This window comes from Psychrobacter sp. 1Y4 (assembly GCF_051847555.1).
The window spans coordinates 1-611 of the sequence record NZ_JBPYDE010000801.1 but is presented as its reverse complement, the minus strand read 5'-3'; the positions used below and the strand labels follow the sequence as shown (position 1 = coordinate 611).

Annotated in this window: 1 pseudogene; it reads left to right on the top strand. The window is 43.5% G+C overall.

Features of this window, described 5'->3' with window-relative positions:
• Window positions 1-611, top strand: a pseudogene (rpoB, locus tag ACS8FC_RS18950) (DNA-directed RNA polymerase subunit beta); the annotation flags it as partial.

Below are 611 nucleotides of genomic sequence, written 5' to 3'. Positions count from 1 at the left end.
AAGAGCGATTGAAAAATCGCAGCTTGATAGCTATCGCAAAGATTTGAAAGAAGAGCTACGTATCTTTGAAGAGGCAGCACGTGGTCGTATTGGTAATCTATTAGATGGCCAAAAAGTCAGCGGCGGTGCTGGTCTAAAAGCTGGTACAGTTATGGCATTGGCTGATATGAAAGATATGAGCCTTGAGACCTTGCTTGATATCCAACCAGTTGAAGAAGAAATCTCTGAGCGTCTAACGCAAATCGCTGATTATTTGGTTGATAAGCAAAAAGACATCGATGTGAAGTTTGCTGAGAAAAAACGCAAATTGACTGCTGGTGATGACTTACAACATGGCGTACAAAAAATCGTCAAAGTATATCTAGCGGTTAAGCGTCGTATTCAGCCTGGTGATAAGATGGCTGGTCGTCATGGTAACAAAGGTGTTGTATCGCGCATCATGCCAGTTGAAGACATGCCTTATGATGAAAATGGAAATACCGTTGACATCGTATTGAACCCGCTTGGTGTACCATCTCGTATGAACATCGGTCAGGTTCTAGAGACGCATTTGGGTATGGCAGCGAAAGGGTTGGGCGAGAAGATTGACGGTATGCTCAAATCTCAAGCAG